Raw genomic sequence first — 26,633 nt, forward strand, 5'->3', positions numbered from 1 at the left:
GCCAATTCAGCGTTTATCGCACTGGCCGTTCCTGTTTTCCATGCTCGTCCTCGGTATCGAATCCTCCTGCGATGAAACCGGGCTGGCCCTCTATGACACCGAGGCCGGCCTGCTCGCGCACGCGCTGCATTCGCAGATCGCCATGCACCGCGAATACGGCGGCGTGGTGCCCGAACTGGCCTCGCGCGACCATATCCGCCGCGTGCTGCCCCTGCTGCGCCAGGTGCTGGACGACGCCGGCCGCACGCGCCAGGACATCGACGCCATCGCCTACACCCAGGGGCCGGGGCTCGCCGGCGCGCTGCTGGTGGGGGCTTCCGTCGCCAACGCACTCGGATTCGCGCTGAACGTGCCCATGGTGGGCGTCCATCATCTGGAAGGCCACCTGCTCTCGCCGCTGCTGACCGACGCACCGCCGCCCTTCCCGTTCATCGCGCTGCTGGTCTCGGGCGGCCATACGCAGTTGATGGAGGTCAAGGGCGTGGGCGACTACACGCTGCTGGGCGAGACCCTCGACGATGCCGCCGGCGAAGCCTTTGACAAGACCGCCAAGCTGCTCGGCCTCGGCTATCCGGGTGGCCCGGAAGTGTCGCGGATGGCCGCGTTCGGCTCGCCGGGCGCGTTCGACCTGCCCCGGCCGATGCTCCATTCGGGCAATCTCGATTTCTCGTTCGCGGGGCTCAAGACCGCCGTATTGACACAAACCCGCAAGCTTTCGAATCCGTGCGAGCAGGATCGTGCCAACCTCGCGCGCGCCTTTGTCGATGCCATCGTCGACGTGCTTTCGGCCAAGTCGTTCGCCGCGCTCAAGCAGACCGGGCACAAGCGCCTGGTGGTGGCCGGCGGCGTGGGCGCCAACCAGCAACTGCGCGAGCGCCTGAACGAGATGGGCCGCCGCCGCAAGGTGGACGTCTACTACCCCGACCTCGCCTTCTGCACCGATAACGGTGCGATGATCGCGTTTGCCGGCGCCATGCGGCTCCAGGCGGCGCCGCAGGTGGCCCGTCACGGCTACGACTACGGCGTCACGCCGCGCTGGGATCTGGCCGACATCCGCCTGCCCGCCTGAGGCCTAAGGTCGAGGGAATCCTCCAGGTCCGATCGGCAGCCGGCTACGGCCAGCATGAAGGTGGCGGAGGTGCTGGCAGGCACGCCGGCGGTGAACCTCCTCTGATCCGCCGTGCAACGAGTAAAAAAGCCACCCGAGGGTGGCTTTTTTCTTGGCGACGACGCGCTCAGGCGGGCTGCCGCTTGTCGTGCTCGATCACGGCGTAGGCGCTGTGATTGTGGATGGACTCGAAATTCTCCGCTTCCAGCGTGTACGCGACGATCCGCGCATCGGCGTTGAGCCGCATCGCGATGTCTCGCACGAGGTCTTCGACGAACTTCGGGTTCTCGTAGGCGCGCTCGGTCACGAACTTCTCGTCCGGGCGCTTGAGCAGACCCCACAGTTCGCACGACGCCTCTTCCTCGGCCATGCGCACCAGCGCTTCCACGGGCAGGTCGCCGACCAGTTCCACGCGCATCGTGATATGCGAGCGCTGGTTGTGCGCGCCGTACTGCGAGATCTTCTTCGAGCACGGGCACAGGCTGGTCACCGGCACCAGCGCGGTCAACCACAGGCGCGATTGGCCGTCGCGGACCTCACCCGTCAGCGTGACCGCGTAGTCCATCAGCGATTCCACGCCGGACACCGGCGCGGTCTTCGAGATGAAATACGGGAACGTGACCTCGATGCGGCCGGCGTCGGCTTCCAGGCGCACCAGCATGTCGTCCAGCAGCGTGCGGAACGCGGCCAGGTCGAGCGGGGCGCGGTGGTCCTCCAGCAGCGCCACGAAGCGCGACATATGCGTGCCCTTCTGGTCCGCCGGCAGGCGTACATCGAGATCGAAGGTGCCCACGGTGGCCACTACGCCGGCCGGGGTCTTCAGCGAGAGCGGATAGCGCACGCCCTTGACGCCCACGCGCTGGATCACGATCTGGCGGGTGTCCACGCTCGACTGCACGTCGGGCATGACGAAGGCGGGATTGATGTCGTTCATCTACGGTTTCCTTTACGGTCGCGGCGGTCATCCCCCGCGCAACGAGTGTGAAAAAAGAAGCCGGCGCGGGATGGGCCGCGCCGGCTTTTACTGCCTGGAACTGCCGTGCGGATCAGGCCACGCGCGGCGTGGCGACCTTGACGGGCGCCTCGGCGATGGCGAAACGCTCGCGCACCGAACGCTCGATGCCGGCGGCGTCGAGGCCGCACTGCGACAGCAGGAACGCCGGATCGCCATGATCGATGAACTTGTCGGGCAGGCCCAGCACCAGCACCGGAATGTCGATGCCAGCCTCGGCCAGCGCCTCCAGGACCGCGCTGCCAGCGCCGCCCATCGTGCTGCCCTCCTCCACAGTCACGAGGTAGTCGTGGTTCGCGGCCAGCGACTTCACCAGCTCCACGTCCAGCGGCTTGACGAAGCGCATGTTGGCCACGGAGGCGTCCAGTGCCTCGGCCGCGCCCAGTGCCGGGTGCAGCATCGAGCCGAACGCCAGGAACGCCACGCGCTGGCCCGCGCGGGCATGGCCCTCGCGGCGCATCTCGCCCTTGCCTACCGGCAGCGCGGTCAGCGCGGCCTCGGTAGCCACGCCGGCGCCGGCGCCGCGCGGATAGCGCACGGCGGTCGGGCAATCCTGCTGGAACGCCGTGGTCAGCAACTGGCGGCACTCGTTCTCATCGGCCGGCGTCATCACCATCATGTTGGGGATGCAGCGCAGGTAGGCGATGTCGTAGGCACCGGCGTGCGTGGCGCCATCGGCGCCCACCAGGCCGGCGCGGTCCAGCGCGAACACCACGGGCAGGTTCTGCAGCGCCACGTCGTGGATCAGCTGGTCATAGCCGCGTTGCAGGAAGGTCGAGTAGATCGCCACGACCGGCTTCAGTCCCTCGCAGGCCAGGCCACCGGCAAAGGTCACCGCGTGCTGCTCGGCGATGCCCACGTCGTAGTAGCGGTCCGGGAAGCGCTTCTCGAACTCGACCATGCCCGAGCCCTCGCGCATGGCCGGCGTCACGCCGATCACACGCTTGTCGGCGGCGGCCATGTCGCACAGCCATTCGCCGAAAACCTGCGTGTAGGTCTTGCGCGACGGCTTGGCAGACGGGCGGATGCCCTCGGCCGGATTGAACTTGCCGGGGCCGTGATACAGGATCGGGTCGGCCTCGGCCAGCTTGTAGCCCTGGCCCTTCTTGGTCACCACGTGCAGGAACTGCGGGCCGTGGCCTTCCAGCGCGCGCTGGCGAATGTTCTGCAGCGTCGGCACCAGCGAGTTCAGGTCGTGACCATCGATCGGGCCGATGTAGTCGAAGCCGAATTCCTCGAACAGCGTGGCCGGCACGACCATGCCCTTGGCATGTTCTTCCAGCCGTTTTGCGAATTCCAGCACCGGCGGGGCCACCGACAGCACGCGCTCGATGCCCTTCTTGGTGGCCGCGTAGAACTGGCCGGAGAGCAGGCGCGCGAGGTGGCGGTTCAGCATGCCCACCGGCGGCGAGATCGACATGTCGTTGTCGTTCAGCACCACCAGCAGCGGCAGGTCCTTGTAGACGCCGGCGTTGTTCATCGCTTCGAAGGCCATGCCGGCGGTCATCGCGCCGTCGCCGATCACGGCGATGCCGACGCGCTTCTCGCCCTTGGTGCGGGCGCCCAGGGCCATGCCCAGCGCGGCCGAGATCGAGGTGGACGAGTGGGCGGTGCCAAAGGTGTCGAACTCGCTCTCCGCGCGGCGCGGGAAGCCCGAGATGCCACCGTACTGGCGCAGCGTGGACATGCGGTCGCGGCGGCCGGTCAGGATCTTGTGAGGGTAGCTCTGATGGCCCACGTCCCAGACCACGCGGTCGGACGGGGTATCGAACACATAGTGGAGCGCAATGGTCAGCTCCACCGTGCCGAGGTTGGACGACAGGTGCCCGCCGGTCTGGGAGACCGATTCCAGCACATAGGCGCGCAGTTCGTCAGCCAGCGTGTCGAGCTGGCGTCGATCCAGCTTGCGCAGGTCTGCGGGTTCGTCGATTTTGTTGAGCAGCGTGTAGGTCATGATGTCCGTTCGGCCGCCGGATTCTCTATGTCCGGCTTGTCAGTTCAATTGGAGCGCAGCACGATCAGGTCGGCCAGTTCGGCCAGCCGGCCTGCCCGGGTGCCGAATCCCGCCAATGCCTCGTGGGCATCGGTGCGCAACTGGGCAGCCAGCGCGCGCGCGGCATCGAGGCCCATCAGCGACACATAGGTCGGCTTGTCATTGGCGGCGTCCTTGCCGGCGGTCTTGCCGAGGGTTGCCGTATCGGCCGTGACGTCCAGAATATCGTCAACCACCTGGAACGCCAATCCCACGGCAGCCGCGTAGCGGTCCAGCGCGGCCAGGCCGGCGGGATCGATACTTCCGCACAACGCTCCCATGCGCACACTCGCGCGCAGCAGGGCGCCGGTCTTCATCCGGTGCATGGCTTCCAGCGCGTCGCGCGACATCGCCAAGCCCACGTTCTGCAGGTCGATGGCCTGCCCGCCGGCCATGCCGACCGAGCCCGAGGCCACGGCCAGCTCGTCCACCAGCTTCAGGCGCGCTTCGGGCGCCAGCGCCGGGGTGCGGGCCAGCAGGATGAACGCCTGGGTCTGCAATGCGTCACCCACGAGCAGCGCGGTGGCCTCGTCATAGGCCTTGTGCACTGTGGGGCGCCCGCGCCGCAGGTCGTCATCGTCCATGCAGGGCATGTCGTCGTGGACCAGCGAGTAAGCGTGGATCATCTCCACCGCGCAGGCCGCCGCGTCACATGCCTCGGGTGTGGCACCGGCCACTTCACCGGCCGCGTGTACCAGCAGCGGGCGTACCCGCTTGCCACCGCCGAGGACAGCATAGCGCATGGCCTCGTGCAAGGTGTGTGGAATTGTGTCCGTGGACGGCAGTGCCGAGTCCAGGGCGGCCTCGGTCCGGGCGCCCTGCGCCCGCATCCAGGTAGCGAAATCGCTCATTCGAAATCTGTGCCGTTGCTGTTGTTATCGGGACGGGACTCGCCAGCCAGCGGCTTCAGCGCGTCGCCCTCCAGTACTTTGACCTGCTGCGCCACCCGCTCCAGGCTCTGCTGGCAGTAGCGCACCAGTTCGGCACCGCGACGGTACGCGGTGAAAGAGGCCTCGAGGGGCAGTTCGCCGCTTTCCATGCTGGCCACTAGGGTTTCCAGCTCCGCCATGGCGGCCTCGTAAGAGGCTGGCTGCGCGCCGGCTGCGGGCGCGTCGTCAGGCTGGACCGGTGTGGTCGTGGGTTTTGGCATGTCGGGCCTTGTTCAGGGGAATTAGGGATTTTACGCCAATCCCGGACTTGGCCGCAGATACGTATCGTCAACGTGGCGTACACGCACGAAATGTTATCTATCGATCACCCCATTTCATGGAAGTGACTTGTGCGCTATGGTCGTCATTCCGAATGCGATCCAAAGGGCACCTCCATGACGACCCGGGTCGACTTTTTCGCTAAAAAGGCAAAATAATCAGACCCTTAACTTTTCGGCTCGGGTACAATTCCGCCCTCGTCAGCGAGATCGGCGACGCCGTGCCAAGGGCCGCCCGTTGCCAGCTTTTGCGTGTCTTTGTGGTAACGCCGCTCCCGCCCTGTGCCCGCCTGCACCGAACTCAGTTTCGGCCAGTCCCGCCGGGGAACCGGACCGCGCCCGGCTCGTCTGACAGGGTTTCCCAAATCGATTTCTCATATTTCGATGGTTGGGTTGTTCACTGCTTTCGCCTGTTACTAGGGAGTGGGGATAATGTCCAATCTCAGCACCGCGCTCAAGCTGGCGCCGGCTGATTCGCAGTTGCCCGTGGATGTCTACTTTGACGAGGCGCTGCATCAACAAGAACTGGAACTGCTGTTCAAGAAGGGCCCGGGATACGTCGGCCATACGCTGATGGTCCCGGAGACGGGCGATTTCCACACGCTCGCCGCCGAGGACGAGGGCCGCATGCTGGTCCGCAATCCGGAAGGTATCGAGCTGCTGTCGAATGTCTGCCGCCACCGCCAGGCCATCATGCTGAACGGCCGCGGCAACGCCAAGAACATCGTCTGCCCGCTCCATCGCTGGACCTACGACCTCAAGGGTGACCTGCTCGGCGCGCCGCATTTCGCGCAGCAGCCGTGCGTCCACCTGAACCGGTCGCCGCTCCAGAACTGGAACGGCCTGCTGTTCGAGGGCGCCCGCGACGTGCGCGCGGACCTCGCGCGCATGGGGGTGGCCGAGGACCTGAACTTCGACGGCTACATGCTCGACCACGTGGAAGTGCACGAGTGCGACTACAACTGGAAGACCTTCATCGAGGTCTATCTGGAGGACTACCACGTCGTGCCGTTCCACCCGGGACTGGGCAGCTTTGTCTCGTGCGACGACCTGACCTGGGAGTTCGGCGAATGGCACAGCGTGCAGACCGTGGGCCTGCACCAGGGCCTGAAGCGGCCGGGTAGCCCGACGTACCAAAAGTGGCACGACGCGGTGTTGCGCTTCAACAACGGCAAGCTGCCCAAGCACGGCGCGATCTGGCTGACTTACTACCCCAACGTGATGGTGGAGTGGTACCCCAACGTGCTGGTCATCTCGACGCTGCACCCGGTGGGTCCGCGCAAGACCCGCAATGTGGTGGAGTTCTACTACCCCGAGGAAATCGCGCTGTTCGAGCGCGAGTTCGTCGAGGCCGAGCGCGCCGCCTATATGGAGACGTGCATCGAGGACGACGAGATCGCCGAGCGCATGGACGCCGGCCGCCAGGCGCTGATGAAGCGCGGCGTCAGCGAGACCGGTCCGTACCAGTCGCCGATGGAAGACGGCATGCAGCACTTCCACGAATGGTATCGGGGAGCCATGCAGTACACCGGCTGAGGCGCCGGCGGGCCACCACCGTGGTCGGTTATCGCCCGCTATTCGCCCAAGCCCTGTAGCCAGCCAGAAACGGACCGTGAAAACGGTCCGTTTTGCGTTGGAGTGGCCATCTGGCCACTGTTAGAATCGGGGTTTTCCCGCGCTGCGCCGGCCACCACGAAGCCCGGCCGGCCGCCGTTCCACCTCTCTCGCCCCCCGCCATGCAATCGCTCTGGATGCTGTTCGCCGCCTTCGCCTTTTCCTTGATGGGGGTGGGCGTCAAGCTGGCATCCGAGTTCTACACCACAGGCGAGATCGTCTTCTACCGCAGCATCATCGGCGTGACGATCATGTGGATCATGCTGCGCTCGCAAGGCATCTCCGTGCGCACGCCGCACATGGCCACGCACATCAAGCGCAGCCTGTTCGGCGTGACCGCCCTGCTGCTCTGGTTCACCTCGATCACGCTGCTGCCGCTGGCCACGGCCATGACGCTGAACTACATGTCGCCGGTCTGGATCGCCCTGATCCTGGGCGCCAGCGCGGCGCTGGCCGGCACGGCGGGCGGCGCGGACCGCAAGCTGATCGGCGCAATCCTGCTGTCGTTCGCCGGGGTGCTGTGCCTGCTGCAGCCGTCGGTCGGCAAGGACCAGCTGACCGGCGGCCTCATCGGACTGATCTCTGGCGTGTTCACGGCGCTGGCCTATGTGGAGGTGCGCCAGCTCGGCCAGCTCGGCGAGCCCGAGGGCCGCATCGTCTTCTACTTCTCGAGCGTGGGCATGGTCTGCGGGCTGGTCTGGATGCTCTACTCGGGCGTCAGCCACCACACCTGGCACGGCGCCGGCCTGCTGCTCGCCATCGGCATCCTGGCCACGCTGGGCCAAACCTCGATGACACGCGCCTACAAGCGCGGCAACACCCTGCTGACCGCCAACCTCCAATACGCCGGCATCGTGTTCTCCAGCCTCTGGGGCATCCTGGTCTGGGACGACAAGCTCAACTGGATCTCGTGGCTCGGCATGGTGCTGATCATCGCCAGCGGCATCGCCACCACCCTCACCCGCGCCCGCGACACCGACAAACATCCCACCCCCGCCACGCCGGTGAAATCGGCGGAGGCGGAAGTACATCCTGAGGTGTAGCAGAACGCCGAAAGGCCGACCCGCCTTGATGCGGGTCAGATCCGTCGGATGATGAATGGATAGAGTCTCCCGTCTGAACGCGACGACGGAGCCTTGCCATGCAGCAGCGCAGTTTTGTGTTGAACGACCAGCCGATGAGTGCCTTCCGTGCAGGAAGTGCCGAGTTTCCTGCCTTTTCTGGCCTAGCTCCCCACATCAACAAGCGAACGAGCATCTGTATTCCGGACCATGGCCCCATTCCACCAGGCACGTACTACATCCTTGATCGTGAATCTGGCGGTCGACTGGGGTGGTTTTACGAATGGTACGAACGCCAAACGGATTGGTTCGCGCTGTACGCCGACGATGGCCGCATGGACGATTGGACGTTCTGCAATGAAGTTCGTCGAGGCAACTTCAGATTGCACCCAAAAGGTAGACGTGGCATCAGCAAGGGCTTCATCACGATCGATCGTGCTAATGACTTTCACGTCCTACGTCATTTGCTGACGGCCTCGAAAAAACGTTTGATCCCGAGAACAACGCTCCTCGCTTACGGGAAAGTGGTCGTCAGATGAGTCGGCTCCGCAATGCAGTCCTGCTGGTGATCTGGCTGGTCGTCGCCACGCATATCCATGGGCTCGTATGGAGCCGCTATCCCGACTATTTCCCTGAATACCCTGAGTCAGTGGGCCGTTTCATCGACTGGCTGACAAGGGACTATCAGCCAAGGGGCATCGAGTCGTTGACGACCTACTACTACCTGATCCTCTCGTTCCCGCCGGTGGCCGTCCTGACGGCACTTGGCCTGTTCCTCCGGCGCAAGCTCCGCCGACGCGCGAAACCGCACTGATCGATCCCCCGGTGTAGCATGGAGGCCATCGCCAAACCCCATGCTCACCGCAATGCCGACTCCACTGATCACCGCCACCGAGCTGAACCAACTGCTTAGTCAGGGCACCCACGATGTCGTGCTGTTCGACTGCTCGTTCGATCTCGCCGACCCGGCCGCCGGGCGCGAGGCCTATCACCAGGGGCACCTGCCGGGGGCCTACTACCTCCATCTCGATAACGAACTGTCCGGGCCCAAGACCGGCTTCAACGGCCGGCATCCGCTGCCCGATGCGGAGTTGTTCGCCGCGCGGCTACGGGCGCTTGGCGTGAACGATGGTTCGCTGGTCGTGGCCTATGACGCCCAGGGCGGCATGTTCGCGGCCCGGCTCTGGTGGCTGATGCGCTGGATTGGCCATGGGGCCGTGACGGTGCTCGATGGCGGGAAGAATGCCTGGGTGGCGGCTGGGCTGCCGCTCGAGCGCGGGGCAACCCCGGAGCCCGATACGGACACTGATAAAGGCACTGGCGGCGACCTGTCGCGCAAGGCGTCGCTGGTCCCGACCGTCGATGCCGAGGCGCTGCTGGCCAATCTCGCCAGCCCCGCGCGGCTGGTCGTGGATGCCCGCGCCGCCGACCGCTTCCGCGGCGAGAACGAGACGCTCGACCCGGTCGGCGGCCATATTCCCGGTGCGGTGAATCGCTTCTTCAAGGACAACCTCGCCGCGGACGGCCATTTCAAGCCGGCGGAGACGCTGCGTGCGGAGTTCGGCCAGGTGTTTGCCGGCAAGGCGCCGGCCGATACGGTGATGCAGTGCGGCTCCGGCGTGACCGCCTGCCACAACCTGCTGGCGATGGAAGTGGCCGGGCTGACCGGCGCGGCGCTCTATCCGGGGTCGTGGAGCGAGTGGTGCGCCGACCCGAAGCGGCCGGTGGCGACTGGGGCCTGAATCCCCAGGCGCGAAGCGGCGTCAGCGCGACGCCGCCTCCGTCTTCGCCCCACGGTGGTGGTCGTGTTCCTCGCGCACGCCGTTCGTGATGAACACGATCGCCGCGATGCCCGCCGCCACCAGCACCACCTGCACCGCCGATTCCTTGAGGCGCGGCCGGCGCTGCATCTGCGGCATCAGGTCGCTCACGGCGATGTAGACGAAGCTGCTCGATGCAATCACGAGCACGTACGGAATCCAGCCGCTCAGCTGGTCCAGCAGGAAATATCCCACCACGCCGCCGACCACGGCCGCCAGGCTCGACAACAGGTTGAATGCAAAGGCGCGCGCCTTCGAGAACCCCGCGTTGAGCAGCACGATGAAATCGCCGACTTCCTGCGGAATCTCATGCGCGGCAATCGCCAGCGCCGTCACCACGCCGATCTTGGGATCGGCCAGGAAGGCAGCGGCAATCACGATGCCATCGGCAAAGTTGTGGAAGGTGTCGCCGACGAGGATGGTCAGGCCGCTGCGGCCCGCTTCCTCGCGGTCGTGGCCGTGATGATGGTGGTGCCCATCGCCCTCATGGTGGTGCGAGTGGCGCAGCAGCGAGATCTTCTCCAGCAGGAAGAAGCCCAGCAGGCCAGCCAGTAATGTGCCGAACAGCGCACGCGGGTCTGCGCCGGACTCGAACGCCTCGGGCAGCGAGTGAAGCAGCGCCGTGGCCAGCAGCACCCCTACCGAGAAGCTCACCATGCGGTCGACCACGCGCGAGGCCACGGTCAGCGACAGCAGCGCCGCCCCGAGAATGCTCCCGACGCCCGAAATGGTCGCCGCCAGCAGGATGTACAGAAGCGTGGAATGGATGATGGGCTCCCGGCGCCCGGTATGCGACGGTCAGGCCGCCCGCATACCGATTAACGCAACAAGGTTGCAAAAACTGGAAAGCCGCATTGTACGTATGTCCGCACCGACTTTGCAATGTCCGCAATGGTCCGACTCAGCGCGGGGTCAATCGCCCTCCCCGGCTCAGGCGACCTTGTTCGCCTTCAGCCAGGCGAGGCAGCGCTGCCAGCCATCCTTGGCGGCGGCTTCCACGTAGCTGGATCGGTAATCGGCATTGAAGGCATGGCCGGCCTCGGGATAGACCACGAAGGTCGAGGCCTTCGCATTGGCATCGGGCGATGCTGCCAGCGCGGCCTTCATCTTCGCGACGTGCTCCTGCGTGATGCCGGTGTCCTTGCCGCCGTACAGTCCCAGCACGGGCGCGTGGAGCTGGTTGACGCTCTCCAGCGCGCTGCGCGGCTTGAGCGGCGTCGGCTCACCCACCAGTTGGCCGTACCAGGCCACGCCGGCCTTCACCCGGGGGCTGTGGGCGGTGTAGAGCCATGTGACGCGTCCACCCCAGCAGAAACCGGTGATGCCGAGCCGGTTCAGGTCGCCGCCATGGGCCCCGGCCCAGGTGCTGGCGGCGTCCAGGTCGCCCATGACCTGCGCGTCCGGCACCTTGGCGATGACGTTGGTCTGCAATTCCTGGATCGTGCCGAAGCTGCCCGGGTCGCCCTGCCGCGCGAACAGTTCCGGCGCGATGGCCAGGTAGCCGAGCTTGGCGAAGCGTCGGCAAATGTCTGCAATGTGTTCATGCACCCCGAAGATCTCGCTGATCACGAGCACCACGGGCAGGTTGGTCTTGCCTTCGGGCTGGGCACGGTAGGCGGGCATGTTGAAGCCGCCGGACGGGATGGTCACTTCGCCGGCGGTCAGGCCATTGAAGTTGGTCTTGATGGTTTCGGCCGCCACCGGCAGGGCCGCCGCCGCAAAGGCGGAGCCCAGCGCGGTCTTGACGAAACGCCGGCGATCGAACGTCTGGCCGGGGACGAGGCTTTCCACTTCAGGCTGCAGCATGGGGCGGGCTCCTTGGGTTCGCTGGCGTGACGCATACGATGCTCACGCAACGCCAGCGATTCTAAGCGCACTTTGCCGCCCCGTGCGCCTCCTCCCCTCAGTGCCTCAGTGCAGCTTTACGCGCGGGCTGGTCTTGCTGCGCAGCCAGTGCGTCACCGTATCGAGCCCCATGCCGATGGCGCCGTGGAGCGCCAGCACGTGCATCCGGTACAGCGAGGTGTACATGAAGCGTGCCATCAGCCCCTCGATAAACATCGACCCACCAATCAGCCCACCCATCAGGCTGCCGACCGCGCTGAAGTGCCCCAGGGACACCAGCGAGCCGAAGTCCTTGAACCCGAACTTCGGCAGCGGCTTGCCGTCCATGCGTGCGCGGATCGCGTCATAGAGGAAGGTGGCCTGCTGGTGCGCCGCCTGCGCGCGCGGCGGCACGGCGGTCTGCTTCTCCGGCCACGGGCAGCTGGCGCAGTCGCCGAACGCGAAGATGTCCGGATCGGCCTCGGTTTGCAGCGTGGGACCGACCACGATCTGGCCCTGCTTGCTGACCGGCAGCCCGAGCGTGCGGAGGACACCCGGCGCGGTGATGCCGGCCGCCCAGACCGTCAGGTCGGCGTCGATGCGCTTGTCGCTGGCGGTGAGCACGGCGTCGTCGGTGACCTGCGTCACGCGCTCGGCGGTCAGCACGTCCACGTCGAGCTTGCGCAGCAGCTTGGTGGTCTCGGCGGAAACGCGCTCGGACAGCGCCGGCAGGATGCGCGGGCCGGCTTCGATCACGTGGATGCGCACGTCGCGGCGCGGGTCCAACTGGTGCAGGCCGTAGGCGTTGAGCACGTGCGCGGTGTTGCGCAGCTCGGCGGACAGTTCCACGCCCGTGGCGCCGGCGCCGATGATCGCCACGTCCACGCGCGGCCGGCCGTCCTCGCCGGTGCGACCCCGCCCGTTCTGGGCGCGCACGCACGCGGCAATCAGCTTGCGGCGGAAGCGCTCCGCCTGCTCGACGGTATCGAGCGCGATCGCATGCTCGGCCGCGCCGGGCACGTTGAAGAAATGCGTGACGCAGCCGATGGCCAGGACCAGCGTGTCATAGGGGAGTTCGCGTGCGGGCAGCAGCTCCGTGCCATCCAGATCGACGCACGCGGCCACCTGGATGACCTTGCGCGCCCGATCGACGCCCGTCAGTTCGCCCTGCTGGAACTCGAAGTGGTGCCACCGCGCCTGCGCGACGTACTCGAGCTGGTGGGTGTTGGGATCCATGCTGCCGGCGGCGACTTCGTGCAGCAGCGGCTTCCAGATGTGCGTGGGCGAGCGGTCCACCAGCACCACCTGGGCCTGGCCGCGTTTGCCCAGCTTGTCGCCGAGCCGGGTCACGAGTTCGAGCCCGCCGGCCCCGCCGCCAACGACGATGATCCGATGGGTGGATGCCTGCGTCGCGCGCAGCGCGTCGCGCTGGGCGTTGTGCGATGGGGTGGGCGATGGGGTGGGCGATGGATTGGGCGATGTCTCGCCCCGTGTATCGGCTTGCGTACCGATGTGTGCCGCCGTGCCTGCCGCTACTTCGCTACCGGTTGTACTGCCATCCGTGGTGCTCATGGTCTACCCGATCTTCTCTATTTGGAAACCGGTGTCGACCCGCGTCGGCGAGGATTATGTTGTCGTTGTGGCGTCGCGCGGATCATGTTCGTTGCTGCCAGTTTGCTGCACGGCAATAGAACTGGCAAGCCTCCACGCGATGATGTCGCGCATTCACCGCAACGCCTCTCCTGTACGCATCCGCATGCAGGAGAGGCGTCACCTTCAATGCGCCTCTTCCCAGTTGCTGCCGCTGCCCACTTCGGCCACCAATGGCACGCGCAGCGTCGCCACGGAGCACATCAGCTCGGGCAGGCGCGTCTTCACCAGCTCGAGTTCGGCCTGCGGCACTTCGAGGACCAGTTCATCGTGCACCTGCATGATCTGGCGCGTGCCGAGGTTGTCGCGCTCGAGCCAGTCCTGCACGGCGATCATCGACAGCTTGATCAGGTCCGCCGCCGTGCCCTGCATCGGCGCGTTGATGGCGGCGCGCTCGGCGCCCTGGCGGCGCGGGCCGTTGCCGCCGTTGATGTCGGGCAGCCAGAGGCGGCGGCCAAACACCGTTTCCACGTAGCCCTGCTCGCGCGCGGTCTGGCGCGTCTCTTCCATGTAGTGGGCCACACCCGGGTAGCGCATGAAGTAGCGGTCGATGTAGTGCTTGGCCGCTTCGCGCTCGATGCCGAGGTTGCTGGCCAGCCCGAACGCGCTCATGCCGTAGATCAGACCGAAGTTGATGACCTTGGCGTAGCGGCGCTGCTCGCTGGACACCGCCTCGCGCTCCACGCCGAAGATCTCGGCCGCCGTGGCGCGGTGGATGTCCTCGCCGTTGGCGAACGCGCGCAGCAGGTTCTCGTCGCCCGAGATATGGGCCATGATGCGCAGCTCGATCTGCGAGTAGTCGGCGGAGACGATCACGTTGCCCGGCGCGGCGATGAACGCCTCGCGGATGCGCCGGCCTTCCTCGGTCCGCACCGGGATGTTCTGCAGGTTCGGCTCGGTCGAGGCCAGCCGGCCCGTCACGGCCGTGGCCTGGCCGTAGCTCGTGTGCACGCGTCCGGTCTGCGGGTTGACCATCTTCGGCAGCTTGTCCGTGTAGGTGGACTTGAGCTTCGACAGACCCCGATAGTCGAGCAGCAGCTTGGGCAGCGGATAGTCCTCCGCCAGCTTCTGCAGCACCTCTTCGTCGGTGGACGGCGCCCCGCTGGCGGTCTTCTTGACCACCGGCAGCTTCATCTGCGTGAACAGGATTTCGCCGATCTGCTTCGGCGAACCGAGATTGAACGGCTGGCCAGCGGCCTCGAAGGCGGCTTTTTCCAGCTCCATCATGCGCTGGCCGAGTTCGGCGCTCTGCGCGCCAAGCCGCGCGGCATCGATCAGCACGCCATTGCGCTCGATCTTCTGAAGCACCACCGAGACCGGGATCTCGATATTCTCGTACACGTACTTGAGCCCGTCTGCCGCGTCCAGCTGCGGATGCATCTTGCGATGGAGGCGCAGCGTCACGTCGGCATCCTCGGCCGCGTACTCGGTGGCGCGCTGGAGGTCGATCTGGTCGAAGCCGATCTGGCTGGCGCCCTTGCCGCAGACTTCCTCGTAGGTCAGCGTCTTCAGGTTCAGCAACCGCTCGGCCAGGCTGTCCATGCCGTGATTGCGGTGCGAGGCCAGCACGTAGCTTTCCAGCATCGTGTCCTGGGCGATGCCGCGCAGCTTGACGCCGTGGTTGGCGAAGACGTGCGAGTCGTACTTCAGGTGCTGGCCTAGCTTCGGCCGCGCCGGGTCTTCCAGCCACGGGCGCAGGCGCTCCAGCACGTAGTCGCGCGAGAGCTGGCCGTGGTTATCCATGCCGGCCACGTCCGGGCCGCGATGGGCGACCGGGATGTAGGCGGCCTCGCCGGGCTCCACCGACAGCGACAGGCCCACCAACTGGGCCTGCATCGGGTCGAGCGAGGTGGTTTCCGTGTCGATGGCGGTCAGCGGCGCGTCGACGATCCGGGCGATCCAGGCGTCGAGTGCAGCCTCGGTGGTCACGGTCTCGTAGCGGATCTCGGCCGGGGTGGTGTCGGGTGCCGGCAGGTCGGTCGACACATCGGCCGGGCCATCGAACAGCCCGCCCTGCGGCGAAGGCGCCGGCGCGGCGCCGGCACGCGACGAGCGGGCGGCGGCACGGGCGTTCGGCAGCGATTCGCCCGTGGCCTCGCGCAGCCAGGTCTTGAAACCATAGCGCGAGAAGAAGGCGATCAGCTTCTCGTTGTCCTCGCCCAGTTCGCGCAGCGCGTGGAAGTCCGCCACGGCGTCGCTGAGGTCGCAGTCGGTCTTGACCGTGACCAGCTCCCGGGCGCGCGGCAGCCAGTCGAGCGTGTTGCGCAGGTTCTCGCCCACCACGCCCTTGATGCCATCGGCACCGGCCATGATGGTGTCGAGCGTGCCGTATTCGGCAAGCCATTTCACGGCGGTCTTCGGACCCACCTTGGGCACGCCGGGCACGTTGTCCACCGCATCGCCAATCAGCGAGAGATAGTCGACGATCCGCTCCGGCGGCACGCCGAACTTGGCCACCACACCGGGCGGATCGAGCACTTCGCCGCTCATGGTGTTGACCAGCGTGACGTGGTCGTTCACCAGTTGCGCGAGGTCCTTGTCGCCCGTGGATACCACGGTACGCACGCCCTGTGCCGTGGCCTGGCAGGCCAGTGTGCCGATCACGTCGTCGGCCTCCACGCCTTCCACCACCACGATCGGCCAGCCCAGCGCGCGCACGGCCTCGTGGATCGGCTCGATCTGCCTGGCCAGATCCTCGGGCATGGACGGGCGATGTTCCTTATATGCGGGGTATAGCGCATCCCGGAACGTCTTGCCCTTGGCGTCGAACACGCAAGCGATATACTCTGCCGGGAAGTCGTTGCGCAGCTTGCGCAACATGTTGATCATGCCGTAGATTGCCCCTGTAGGCAGCCCTTCGCCATTCCTCAGGTCCGGCAGAGCGTGATACGCGCGATACAAGTAGCTCGATCCATCGACGAGCAAAAGCGTTTTTTGACTATCCGACATTCCCATGGACTCTAAATTGACTGGCGCCCCTGCTGGTGGCGCAGCGACCGGCCCCCTGGCCGATACGGACGTTTCCGACATCTCCGGCGATACCGTGAACCCGCCGCCCGAGAAGGCCTCGGCGCATGCCGCCGCCATCGCCGCGAAAGCCGATGCCGCGGCGGCGGGCAAATCGCCCGAAGCCCAGGATGCAGCTGCCGCGGCGGCAGCTGCGCGTGCCAACCCACGCAAGATGATTCCGAGCCTGCGCGCGCTGGCGGATGAAGACCGCGCCACCGCGAAGAAGGCGCGTGCCTCGTGGCAAATGTTCACGATTATGGCAGAGTTCATCGAGGCGACCGAGTACCTCTCGGAGATCCGCCCGGCGGTCTCGATCTACGGCAGCGCGCGCCTGCGCGAGGACTCGCCGTACTACCAGAAGACCATCGAGATTGCCCGGCTGTTCTCGGACGCCGGCTTCGCGGTGATCTCCGGCGGCGGCCCCGGCATCATGGAAGCGGCGAACAAGGGCGCGCACGCCGGCAAGTCCGCCAGCGTCGGCCTGAACATCGAGCTTCCGCACGAGCAGCAGGGCAATCCGTACCAGGACATCGCCATGCGCTTCCGCCACTTCTTCACGCGCAAGGTCACCTTCGTGAAGAATTCGGACGCCTTCATCGTCATGCCCGGCGGCTTCGGCACGCTGGACGAGCTGGCCGAGGTGCTCACGCTGGTGCAGACCGGCAAGTCGCGCTCGGTGCCGGTGGTGATGTACGGCAGCCGGTTCTGGAAGGGCCTGCTGGACTGGTTCCGCTTCACGCTGCTGCCGATGGGCCTGATCGCCGAGCACGACCTCGACCTGATGAAGATCGTGGACGAGCCCCATGAAGTGCTGGAGGCGGTCTATGACTATTACGAGAAGCGCGGCGGCGATCACCCGATTCCGCCGAAGGAAGAAATGTTCTATCTGTAAGGCATTGGCGGCGTCCCCGGCCAGCCAGGGGGCGCAGGCAGCACGTGCCGGGGTGCCCCGGGGGTCACGAGAGCGGCCCGTGGGCGGCAGGAATTGCTAGAATGGAAGCCTGTCAGTCTGCCAGGTCCGGCGCCGCCGGGCCGCAGACTCAATCCGCGTGGCGGGGCCTGCCGGCCCGCACGCACAGGAGCCCCAGATGACCTCCCCCTCGCACCCGGCTGCCGTGCTCGCCGCGACCGTGCTGGCACTCGTGCCGGCCCTGGCCGCCGCACAGGGCAACGCGGAAAGCAGTGCGCTGACACAACAAGAACTGAACCAGATCAACAATCAGCCGATCGCGCCCGCGTCGAAAAGCCAGCTCAACCAGCCGCGCGAGCCGAGTTTCGTGCTGCGTGAGCGCGATGGGACCCAGGTGACCGAGTACCGGAACAAGGGGCAGGCCACCGATATCCAGGTACGCTCCGGCGTGGGCACGAAGTACGAGATGAGCAAGCCGGAAGACAGCTCGCCCAAGATTCGTGACCATGACGTGAACCGCGTGCCGTCGGTCAACCTGAAGTTCTGAGCGTCTCAACGACCCTTTTCACCCACGACCCGGCCGGACGGCAACGCCCGACCGGATCGCGCCGGCCCTCCGGCAGTCATGCCGCGGCGGCGGACGGTTTTTGTCCAGACCGGCCTGCCGCGCCCGATTCGCACCAATAAAACAGTATGGCCGTATTCACCACGGTCTCGCAGGACGAGATCGCCCGCTGGCTGCTTGACTACGACCTTGGCGAAGTCCGCGCGTTGCGCGGCATTGCTTCCGGGATCGAGAACAGCAATTTCTTTCTGACCATGGAGCAGGATGGCGTCACGCGCGAGTACGTGCTGACCATCTTCGAGCGGCTGACCTTCGCGCAGCTGCCGTACTACCTGCACCTGATGGACCATCTGGCCCGACACGGCATCAGCGTGCCGGCGCCCGTGGCCGCGCGCGACGGGGAAATCCTGCGCGCGCTCAAGGGCAAGCCGGCGACCATCGTCACGCGGCTCTCCGGGGCGTCGCAACTGTCCCCGCAGGCCAGCCACTGCGCCGAGGTGGGCACCATGCTGGCCCGCATGCACCTGGCCGGGCAGGACTATCCGCGCCAGCAGCCCAACCTGCGCAGCCTGGCCTGGTGGCGCCAGACCGAGCCCGAGATCCTGCCGTTCCTCGACCCGGCCCAGCGCCAGTTGCTGGCCGGCGAGATCGCCCACCAGACCGCGTTCTTCGGCAGCGCCGACTACGCCGCGCTGGCCGGCGGCCCGTGCCACTGCGACCTGTTCCGCGACAACGTCCTGTTCGACACCGACGCCAGCGGCGCGCCGCAACTCGGCGGTTTCTTCGATTTCTACTTCGCCGGCAACGACAAGTGGCTGTTCGACCTGGCCGTGACCGTGAACGACTGGTGTATCGACCTGCCCACCGGCGCGCTGGACGTTGACCGGGCGCAGGCCATGCTGCGGGCTTATCATGCGGTGAGGCCGCTCACGGCGACCGAGGCCGCGCATTGGCAGGACATGCTCCGTGCGGGCGCGCTGCGCTTCTGGGTATCGCGTCTGTGGGACTTTTTCCTGCCGCGCGAGGCCGACATGCTCCAGCCGCACGATCCGACCCACTTCGAACGCATCCTGCGCCGCCGTCTCGACGACGCCGCACCGCTCCCCTGGATCTGATTCGCCATGCAACTACTGGAAGTTCCCGCCAAGGAAGGCTACGTCTGGTTCCGCCAGGGTATCTGGCTGTTCCGCAAGAACCCGCTCGCGTTCCTGATGCTGCTGTTCATCTACCTGATTGCCGCGCAGCTCGCGATCTTCGTGCCGCTGTTCGGCATCATCGCGCTGCTGGTGGTCACGCCGGGCATCAACGTGGGGGTGATGACGGCCTGCCGCGATGTCATCCAGAGCAAGCGCGTGCTACCGACCGTGCTGCTGGCCGGGTTCCGCAGCAATGGCAAGCAGGCCATGCGGCATCTGTTCGTGCTGGGCGGCATCTACGCGGCGATGGTGTTCCTGCTGAGCCTGATCGCCACGTCGCTGGTTGATATCGGCGCGCTGGCGCAGGTGGTGCTGAAGGGCGAGGAGCCCACGCCGGACGCGATGCGCCAGCTCTACCTGGCCATGCTGACCGGGGCAGCGCTCTACACGCCGATCGCGATGCTGTTCTGGTTCGCGCCGATGCTGACTGCCTGGCACGGCGTGCCGCCGGTGAAGGCGCTGTTCTTCAGCTGGACGGCCTGCTGGCGCAACCGGGGCGCGTTCTTCGCCTACGCCGGCCTGTTCGCCGTCCTGATCGTGGCGCTGCCGCTGTTCCTGGAGGTAATCTTCGCCGCGATCGGCGCGGAGACGGTGCTGTCGTTCCTGGTCACGCCGTACTCGCTGCTGATGCTGGCGATCCTGTACTGCTCGTTCTACGCCACCTATCGCGGCTGCTTCAACATCGTGCCGGCCGAGGCCACCGACACCCAGAACGTCAATCCATGACGTATTAGGCACTTGGCCGGGGCTACCCCCGGCCAGGGCCCGGCTTTAGTCGATGGTGTCGAGCTTGGCCACCGCCAGCGCCAGCCACTTGGCGCCGTGGCGCTTGAAGTTGATATTGGCGCGCGCATCGGCGCCCTCGCCTTCCAGCGCCGTGATCTTGCCTTCCCCGAACTTGTTGTGGAACACGTTCTGGCCGACCCGGAAGCCGGTGTCGGCCGCGCGCTTTTCCTCGGCGTAGTTCTTGCCGGTGTCCATGCCGCCCGTGGGCCGGGTGCCGCTGTAGGGCACGTCCTCGGGCTTCTTGAACCAGTCGCGGCCCCAGCCGCTTTCCCGCTCCCCGCCGCCCTGGCGGTTGCGGCCATAGCCGCCACCACCGCCGCCGCCACCGTATGCACCGTAGGCCTGTGCCGGCGGCGTGATCCACTTCAGCGACGCCTCGGGCAACTCCTCGAAGAAGCGCGAGCGGATGTGATATCGCATCTGGCCGTGCAGCACGCGGCTCTGGGCGAAGGACATATAGAGCCGCTCGCGCGCCCGGGTAATCGCCACGTACATCAGGCGGCGCTCCTCCTCGAGCCCATCGGCCTCCATCGCGCTGTTCTCGTGCGGGAACAGGCCCTCTTCCAGCCCGGTAATGAACACCACGTTGAATTCGAGGCCCTTGGCCGCGTGCACGGTCATCATCTGCACCGCGTCCTGGCCAGCCTGGGCCTGGTTGTCGCCGGCCTCCAGCGAGGCATGGGTCAGGAAGGCCACGAGCGGCGTCATCACCACCGGCAACTGCTCGGGATCGAGCACCTGGAGCACCTGGTCGCCATCGGCCAGCACTGGCGCGGCGTCGCCGATCCGGTTGGCGGGCAGCACGCTGGCCAGCGCGTCGAGCCCATAGCCCTCTTCCACCACGAAAGCCTGCGCGGCGGTGACCAGTTCCTGCAAGTTCTCGATGCGGTCCTGCCCTTCCTTCTCGTTCTGGAAGTGCTGGATCAGGCCGCTGGTGTTGATCACATACTCCACCGTCTCCGGCAGCGTCATGCGCCGCGTCTCGGCCCGCATCTGCTCGATCAGGCGGATAAACGCGCCCATCGTGCTGCCCGCCTTGCCCGGCACGTAGGCCACGGCCTCGGAGAGCGAGACGTTGTACTGGCGCGCGGCGTCCTGGAGCAGCTCCAGCGAACGCGCCCCGATGCCGCGCGTCGGGAAGTTGACCACCCGCCCGAACGCCGCGTCGTTGCGCGGGTTTTCGATCAACTGCAGATAAGCGAGCGCATGCTTCACTTCGGCCCGTTCGAAGAAGCGCAGGCCGCCATACACCCGATAGGCGATGCCGGACGAGAACAGCGCGTGCTCGATCACCCGCGACTGCGCATTGCTGCGATACAGGATGGCGATCTCGGAGCGCGACATCCCCTGGGCGATCTGGTCGCGGATCTCCTCGACGATCCACGAGGCCTCCTGCCCGTCCGAGCCGGCCTGGAACACCCGCACCAGCTCGCCGTGGCCCGCGTCCGTGCGCAGGTTCTTGCCCAGCCGCCGCGCGTTGTGGGCGATCAGGTGGTTGGCCGAATCGAGGATGTGGCCATGCGAGCGGTAGTTCTGCTCCAGCTTGATCAGGTGGCGCACGCGGAATTCGCTCTCGAAGTCGCGCATATTGCCGACGTTGGCACCCCGGAACGCGTAGATGCTCTGGTCGTCATCGCCCACGGCGAACACGGCTGCCGCGCTACCCGTGCCGTAGCCGGCCAGCAGCTTGAGCCACTGGTACTGGAGCACGTTGGTGTCCTGGAACTCGTCCACCAGCACGTGGCGGAAGCGGTGCTGGTAGTGCTGGCGGATGGCGTCGTTGTAGCGCAGCAGTTCGTAGCAGCGCAGTAGCAACTCGGCGAAATCGACCACGCCTTCGCGCTGGCACTGCTCGTCGTAGGCGGCGTACAGGTCGACGAAACGACGGTTGAAATCGTCGTTCGCCTCCACGTCGCGGGGGCGCAGCCCCTGCTCCTTGGCGTTGTTGATGAAGTACTGGACGTTCTTGGCCGGATACTTCTCGTCATCGACATTCAGCGATTTCAGCAGCCGCTTGAGCGCGGAAAGCTGGTCCTGGGTGTCCAGGATCGAGAAGGTCTGCGGCAGCCCGGCGTCCTTGAAGTGCGCGCGCAGCATCCGGTTGCAGAGCCCGTGGAAGGTGCCGATCCACATGCCGCGCGTGTTGATGGGCAGCATGGACGACAGGCGGGTCTGCATCTCCTTGGCCGCCTTATTGGTAAATGTCACGGCCAGCACGCCGGCCGGCGACACCCGGCCGTTCTGGATCAGCCAGGCGATGCGGGTGGTCAGCACGCGGGTCTTGCCGCTGCCCGCCCCCGCCAGGATCAGGGCCGGTTCATCGGGCAACGTGACGGCGGCGAGTTGTTCGGCGTTGAGATTGGCAAGCAGGCTGGACATCGGGGAAGGGGCCTTTTGGCCGCGTGGGGCCGGGGAATGGCGGCAATTATACCGGGGGGACCGGGGCCGCCAGCGGCACCCGGCAGCCGTCGGCGTCGGCAAATGCGCACCGGCACCCCCGCCTCCCCTATAATTTGACGTTTTCCCGGCCCGACGCCGTGGCGCGCCGACTGGTTTCGATGGATTTCGATCAGTCCGCCCACCGCCCAGCCCCGACCCGCATACCTCGACATCCCCAGCATGACCGCCCAAGACCAGTCCCTTGCCAAGAGCTTCGAACCCGCCGCCATCGAGGAGAAATGGGGCCCCGAATGGGAGCGCCGCGGCATCGCCCAGCCCACGATGGACGCCAATCGTCCCGATTTCGCCATCCAGCTGCCGCCGCCCAATGTGACCGGCACGCTGCACATGGGCCACGCGTTCAACCAGACCATCATGGACGGCCTGACGCGCCACGCGCGCATGCGCGGCGCCAATACGCTGTGGGTGCCGGGTACCGATCACGCGGGTATCGCCACGCAGATCGTGGTGGAGCGCCAGTTGGAAGCCCAGGGCGTGTCGCGCCATGACCTCGGCCGCGAGAAGTTCGTCGAGAAGGTCTGGGAGTGGAAGGAGGAGTCGGGCTCCACCATCACGCGCCAGGTGCGCCGCATGGGGGCGTCGATCGACTGGACGCGCGAGTACTTCACGATGTCGCCCGAGATGTCGCAGGCCGTGACCGAGGTATTCGTCCGCCTGTTCGAACAGGGCCTGATCTATCGCGGCAAGCGCCTGGTCAACTGGGACCCGGTGCTGGGCACGGCCGTGTCCGACCTCGAAGTGGACAGCGTGGAGGAGGAAGGCTCGCTCTGGCATATCCACTACCCGCTGGCCGAGCCGGACGCCGTGCACGGCCTGACGCACCTGACCGTGGCCACCACGCGCCCGGAAACCATGCTCGGCGACACCGCCGTGATGGTCCACCCCGAGGACGAGCGCTACGCGCACCTGATCGGCAAGTTCGTGCACCTGCCGCTGACCGATCGCCAGATCCCCGTCATTGCCGATGAATACGTCGACCGCGCCTTCGGCACGGGCGTGGTCAAGGTCACGCCGGGCCATGACTTCAACGACTACGCGGTGGGCCAGCGCCACAACCTGCCGCAGCTCTCGATCCTGACGCTGGACGCCAAGATCGTCGCCGACGCGCCGGCCGCCTACGCCGGCATGGACCGCTTCGAGGCCCGCGACAAGATGGTGGCCGACCTGAAGGAACAGGGCCTGCTGGGCGAGGTCAAGAAGCACAAGCTGATGGTGCCGCGCAGCGAGCGCACCAGCAGCGTGATCGAGCCGATGCTGACCGACCAGTGGTTCGTCGCCATGAGCAAGCCGGCCCCCGAGGGCACGTTCTATCCGGGTCGCTCGATCGCCGAAGTGGCGCTGGACGCCGTGCAGAGCGGCGAGATCAAGCTGGTGCCCGAGAACTGGAACAGCACGTACAACCAGTGGCTGGCCAACATCCAGGACTGGTGTATCAGCCGCCAGCTCTGGTGGGGCCATCAGATCCCGGCCTGGTACGACGACGCCGGCAACTGCTTCGTCGCCCGCACCGAGGAAGACGCCCGCGCCAAGGCGCAGGCGGCCGGCAGCACCGGCCCGCTGCGCCGCGAGGAAGACGTGCTCGACACGTGGTTCTCGTCCGCGCTCGTGCCGTTCTCGTCACTCGGCTGGCCCGAGCAGACGCCGGAACTGGAGCACTTCCTGCCGTCGTCGGTGCTGGTCACGGGCTACGACATCATCTTCTTCTGGGTGGCGCGCATGGTCATGATGACCAAGCACTTCACCGGCCAGGTGCCGTTCCACACCGTGTACGTGCACGGCCTGGTGCGTGACTCCGAAGGCAAGAAGATGAGCAAGTCCGAGGGCAACACCCTCGACCCGGTGGACCTGATCGACGGCATCGAGCTGGCCCCGCTGCTCAAGAAGCGCACCACGGGCCTGCGCCGCCCGAAGGACGCGCCGCGCATCGAATCGAAGACGAAGAAGGAGTTCCCGGACGGCATTCCCGCGTTCGGCGCGGACGCCCTGCGCTTCACCTTCGCCTCGCTGGCCACGCTGGGCCGGAATATCAACTTCGACACGGGCCGTTGCGAGGGCTATCGCAACTTCTGCAACAAGCTCTGGAACGCCACCCGCTTCGTGCTGATGAACACCGAGGGCCATGATTGCGGCATGGGCCCGTGCAGCAACGACTGCGGCCCGGACGGCTACCTGCACTTCTCGCAGGCAGACCGCTGGATCGTCTCGCTGCTCCAGCGCGTGGAAGGTGAAGTCGAAAAGGGCTTCGACGAATACCGTTTCGACAATATCGCCAGCGCAATCTACAAGTTCGTCTGGGACGAGTATTGCGACTGGTACCTGGAACTCGCCAAGGTGCAGATCCAGACCGGCACCGAGGCCCAGCAACGCGCCACGCGCCGCACGCTGCTGCGCGTGCTGGAGACGGTACTGCGCCTGGCGCACCCGATCATCCCGTTCATTACCGAGGAACTCTGGCAGAAGGTGGCCCCGCTGGCCGGCCGCGCCAAGGGTGATGGCAGCGAGACCATCGCGCTGCAGGCCTACCCGCTGCCGGCCGCCGCCAAGATCGACGAAGCCGCCGAAGCCTGGGTGGCCCAGCTCAAGGCCGTGGTGGACGCCTGCCGCAACCTGCGGGGCGAGATGAACATCTCGCCGGCCCAGCGCATTCCGCTCTACACGCACGGCGACAGCACCTTCCTGAACGCGGCGGCGGCGCAAATCCAGGCGCTGGCGAAACTTTCCGAGGTGAAGGTGTTCGAAGACGAGGTCGCCCTCCAGAAGGAAGGCGCCGGGGCGCCGGTGGCCATCGTCGGCGGCAATCACCTGCTGCTGAAGATCGAGATCGACGTCGCAGCCGAGCGCGTGCGCCTGGGCAAGGAGATCGACCGGATCAGCAATGAAATCGGCAAATGCCGGGGCAAGCTGACCAACGAAGCCTTCGTGGCCAAGGCGCCGCCCGCGGTTGTGGCGCAGGAAACACAGCGTTTGTCGGATTTCGAACAGACGCTGGCCAAGCTCCAGGATCAACTACAGCGTCTGCCCGCCTGACGGGTTCGCCACTTCTGCGCCACCGGCACGAAAGTTGCGACTCGACTGGTATCCGGCCTCGTTCATGTGTAACGACATGTGACTGTTACGTCAGCGTCGGACGAAGCCGGACAGACGGCGCCCTCCCTGTACGGCACGGTGTTACACCGGATTGAAAAGGAAAGCTGAAATGGAAAACCGCGTCACCAAGGCCGTCTTTCCGGTCGCTGGGCTAGGTACCCGATTCCTCCCCGCGACCAAGGCGAGTCCCAAGGAAATGCTGCCAGTGGTGGACAAACCGCTGATCCAGTACGCCGTGGAAGAAGCCATGGCCGCCGGCATCACGGAAATGATCTTTGTCACGGGCCGCTCCAAGCGCGCCATCGAGGACCATTTCGACAAGGCGTACGAACTGGAAATGGAGCTGGAGGCCAAGAACAAGCAGGCCCTGCTCGATGTGGTGCGTTCGATCAAGCCTGCGCACGTGGAGTGCTACTACGTGCGCCAGCCCGAGGCCCTGGGCCTGGGCCACGCCGTGCTGTGCGCGGCCAAGCTGGTCGGCGACACGCCGTTCGCGGTCATGCTGGCGGACGACTTGCTCGACGGCGACGTGCCGATCATGAAGCAGATGGTCGACGTCTATAACCACTACAACTGCTCGGTCCTGGGCGTGGAAGAGATCGCGCCGGAACAAAGCCGCTCCTACGGCGTGGTGGAAGGCCGCGAATGGGACGAGCGCGTGATCAAGATGTCCGGCATCGTCGAGAAGCCGGCCCCCGAGGACGCCCCGTCGAACCTTGGCGTGGTGGGCCGCTACATCCTCACGCCGCGCATCTTCGACCACATCCGTGAACTGAAGCCGGGTGCCGGCGGCGAGTACCAACTGACCGATGCCATCCAGTCGATGCTCGACCAGGAACAGGTGCTGGCCTACCGCTACAACGGCGTGCGCTACGACTGCGGCAGCAAGCTCGGCTACCTGAAGGCCACTGTCGAGTTCGCCCTGAAGCACCCGGAAGTGCGCGACGAGTTCAGCGCCTATCTGGCCCAGCGCGGATAAGCGTTCCGCCCCGGCATGAAAAAGCCGCCTCGATCGAGGCGGCTTTTTTTATGGCCGGGGGCCAGGCGGTCTTAGCGGCGCTTCATGTAGAACACGAACACCTTGTCCACCTCGGCGTGCGACAGCAGCTCGTTGCCGGTCTGCTTGGCGAAGGCCTGGAAGTCGCGCGTGGCGCCCGGGTCGGTGGCCAGCACCTTGAGCACGTCGCCGCTGGCCATGTCCGCCAGCGCCTTCTTGGTCCGCAGGATCGGCAGCGGGCAGTTCAGGCCGCGCGCGTCCACTTCTTTCTGGAAGTCCATTCCTCTCATCCCAC

At 66.2% G+C, this 26,633-nt stretch carries 22 protein-coding genes; 12 read left to right on the plus strand and 10 right to left on the minus strand.

Annotated elements, in window-relative coordinates; genetic code table 11:
• The first annotated feature begins 40 nt into the window (after positions 1 to 40).
• The gene (gene tsaD, locus BM115_RS02815; RefSeq protein ID WP_092290352.1) at positions 41 to 1,069 is read left to right on the plus strand and encodes a tRNA (adenosine(37)-N6)-threonylcarbamoyltransferase complex transferase subunit TsaD; all 1,029 of its coding nucleotides are present in this window, start codon (positions 41 to 43) and stop codon (positions 1,067 to 1,069) included.
• A 166-nt stretch (positions 1,070 to 1,235) separates the two neighbouring features.
• Here tsaD and folE2 read toward each other — a convergent pair whose 3' ends face one another.
• The 4 genes from folE2 to BM115_RS02835 all read right to left on the minus strand — a co-directional run bounded on the left by folE2 (position 1,236) and on the right by BM115_RS02835 (position 5,302).
• Positions 1,236 to 2,042 (minus strand): GTP cyclohydrolase FolE2, encoded by an 807-nt coding sequence (gene folE2, locus BM115_RS02820; protein ID WP_092290354.1) that lies wholly within the window; start codon positions 2,040 to 2,042, stop codon positions 1,236 to 1,238.
• A gap of 112 nt (positions 2,043 to 2,154) precedes the next feature.
• Positions 2,155 to 4,074, minus strand: coding sequence for a 1-deoxy-D-xylulose-5-phosphate synthase (gene dxs / locus BM115_RS02825; RefSeq protein ID WP_092290356.1), 1,920 nt, complete (start codon positions 4,072 to 4,074; stop codon positions 2,155 to 2,157).
• Between the two features lie 44 nt (positions 4,075 to 4,118).
• Positions 4,119 to 5,003, minus strand: a complete 885-nt coding sequence (locus tag BM115_RS02830; protein ID WP_092290358.1) for a polyprenyl synthetase family protein — start codon at positions 5,001 to 5,003, stop codon at positions 4,119 to 4,121.
• Positions 5,000 to 5,302, minus strand: a complete 303-nt coding sequence (locus tag BM115_RS02835; protein ID WP_092290360.1) for an exodeoxyribonuclease VII small subunit — start codon at positions 5,300 to 5,302, stop codon at positions 5,000 to 5,002. Before BM115_RS02835 ends, BM115_RS02830 begins: the two co-directional genes overlap by 4 nt.
• A gap of 489 nt (positions 5,303 to 5,791) precedes the next feature.
• Here BM115_RS02835 and BM115_RS02840 point away from each other — a divergent pair, with 489 nt between their 5' ends.
• The 5 genes from BM115_RS02840 (at position 5,792) to BM115_RS02860 (ending at position 9,776) form a co-directional block, all read left to right on the plus strand.
• Positions 5,792 to 6,895 carry an aromatic ring-hydroxylating oxygenase subunit alpha gene (locus BM115_RS02840; protein WP_092290362.1) on the plus strand — a complete coding sequence of 368 codons (1,104 nt, stop codon included), beginning with the start codon at positions 5,792 to 5,794 and terminating at the stop codon, positions 6,893 to 6,895.
• A gap of 200 nt (positions 6,896 to 7,095) precedes the next feature.
• Complete coding sequence (locus BM115_RS02845) at positions 7,096 to 8,016, plus strand: DMT family transporter (RefSeq protein WP_092290365.1); 921 nt, start codon at positions 7,096 to 7,098, stop codon at positions 8,014 to 8,016.
• A 98-nt stretch (positions 8,017 to 8,114) separates the two neighbouring features.
• Positions 8,115 to 8,573: a DUF2778 domain-containing protein gene (locus BM115_RS02850; RefSeq protein WP_092290367.1), complete on the plus strand. Its 459-nt coding sequence runs from the start codon at positions 8,115 to 8,117 to the stop codon at positions 8,571 to 8,573.
• Positions 8,570 to 8,848 (plus strand): hypothetical protein, encoded by a 279-nt coding sequence (locus BM115_RS02855; RefSeq protein ID WP_092290369.1) that lies wholly within the window; start codon positions 8,570 to 8,572, stop codon positions 8,846 to 8,848. The genes BM115_RS02850 and BM115_RS02855 overlap by 4 nt, the downstream gene beginning before the upstream one ends.
• Before the next feature lie 52 nt (positions 8,849 to 8,900).
• On the plus strand, positions 8,901 to 9,776 hold the full coding sequence (locus tag BM115_RS02860) for a sulfurtransferase (protein WP_092290371.1): 876 nt from the start codon (positions 8,901 to 8,903) through the stop codon (positions 9,774 to 9,776).
• A 21-nt stretch (positions 9,777 to 9,797) separates the two neighbouring features.
• Here the strand turns inward: BM115_RS02860 and BM115_RS02865 are convergent, their stop codons facing one another.
• From BM115_RS02865 to polA, 4 genes are all read right to left on the minus strand, one after another.
• Positions 9,798 to 10,607 (minus strand): ZIP family metal transporter, encoded by an 810-nt coding sequence (locus BM115_RS02865; protein ID WP_255370686.1) that lies wholly within the window; start codon positions 10,605 to 10,607, stop codon positions 9,798 to 9,800.
• A 177-nt stretch (positions 10,608 to 10,784) separates the two neighbouring features.
• On the minus strand, positions 10,785 to 11,660 hold the full coding sequence (locus tag BM115_RS02870; RefSeq protein WP_092290376.1) for a dienelactone hydrolase family protein: 876 nt from the start codon (positions 11,658 to 11,660) through the stop codon (positions 10,785 to 10,787).
• A 105-nt stretch (positions 11,661 to 11,765) separates the two neighbouring features.
• On the minus strand, positions 11,766 to 13,250 hold the full coding sequence (locus BM115_RS02875) for an NAD(P)/FAD-dependent oxidoreductase (RefSeq protein WP_255370673.1): 1,485 nt from the start codon (positions 13,248 to 13,250) through the stop codon (positions 11,766 to 11,768).
• Positions 13,251 to 13,454: 204 nt separating this feature from the next.
• Positions 13,455 to 16,277, minus strand: coding sequence for a DNA polymerase I (gene polA / locus BM115_RS02880; protein ID WP_092290378.1), 2,823 nt, complete (start codon positions 16,275 to 16,277; stop codon positions 13,455 to 13,457).
• 4 nt (positions 16,278 to 16,281) lie between these two features.
• Between polA and BM115_RS02885 the strand changes: the two genes are divergently transcribed.
• The 4 genes from BM115_RS02885 (at position 16,282) to BM115_RS02900 (ending at position 19,734) form a co-directional block, all read left to right on the plus strand.
• Entirely contained in the window at positions 16,282 to 17,229 is a 948-nt protein-coding gene (locus BM115_RS02885; protein WP_255370674.1) for an LOG family protein, read from the plus strand.
• A 196-nt stretch (positions 17,230 to 17,425) separates the two neighbouring features.
• Positions 17,426 to 17,794 carry a DUF2782 domain-containing protein gene (locus BM115_RS02890; protein ID WP_092290380.1) on the plus strand — a complete coding sequence of 123 codons (369 nt, stop codon included), beginning with the start codon at positions 17,426 to 17,428 and terminating at the stop codon, positions 17,792 to 17,794.
• A gap of 146 nt (positions 17,795 to 17,940) precedes the next feature.
• Positions 17,941 to 18,927 carry a homoserine kinase gene (locus tag BM115_RS02895; protein WP_092290382.1) on the plus strand — a complete coding sequence of 329 codons (987 nt, stop codon included), beginning with the start codon at positions 17,941 to 17,943 and terminating at the stop codon, positions 18,925 to 18,927.
• 6 nt (positions 18,928 to 18,933) lie between these two features.
• On the plus strand, positions 18,934 to 19,734 hold the full coding sequence (locus tag BM115_RS02900) for a BPSS1780 family membrane protein (RefSeq protein WP_092290384.1): 801 nt from the start codon (positions 18,934 to 18,936) through the stop codon (positions 19,732 to 19,734).
• A gap of 45 nt (positions 19,735 to 19,779) precedes the next feature.
• Here BM115_RS02900 and BM115_RS02905 read toward each other — a convergent pair whose 3' ends face one another.
• The gene (locus BM115_RS02905; RefSeq protein WP_092290386.1) at positions 19,780 to 22,173 is read right to left on the minus strand and encodes a UvrD-helicase domain-containing protein; all 2,394 of its coding nucleotides are present in this window, start codon (positions 22,171 to 22,173) and stop codon (positions 19,780 to 19,782) included.
• Positions 22,174 to 22,413: 240 nt separating this feature from the next.
• Here BM115_RS02905 and BM115_RS02910 point away from each other — a divergent pair, with 240 nt between their 5' ends.
• Positions 22,414 to 25,281, plus strand: a complete 2,868-nt coding sequence (locus BM115_RS02910) for a valine--tRNA ligase (RefSeq protein ID WP_092290388.1) — start codon at positions 22,414 to 22,416, stop codon at positions 25,279 to 25,281.
• Positions 25,282 to 25,450: 169 nt separating this feature from the next.
• A complete protein-coding gene (gene galU / locus BM115_RS02915) occupies positions 25,451 to 26,320 on the plus strand; it encodes a UTP--glucose-1-phosphate uridylyltransferase GalU (RefSeq protein WP_092290390.1) in 870 nt (289 codons plus the stop codon).
• Between the two features lie 71 nt (positions 26,321 to 26,391).
• On the opposite strand, the gene BM115_RS02920 is transcribed toward galU, so the two are convergent.
• Positions 26,392 to 26,619 carry a sulfurtransferase TusA family protein gene (locus BM115_RS02920; RefSeq protein ID WP_092134760.1) on the minus strand — a complete coding sequence of 76 codons (228 nt, stop codon included), beginning with the start codon at positions 26,617 to 26,619 and terminating at the stop codon, positions 26,392 to 26,394.
• Between the last annotated feature and the right edge of the window lie 14 nt (positions 26,620 to 26,633).

Source organism: Cupriavidus sp. OV096 (genome assembly GCF_900115455.1).
Classification (GTDB): domain Bacteria; phylum Pseudomonadota; class Gammaproteobacteria; order Burkholderiales; family Burkholderiaceae; genus Cupriavidus.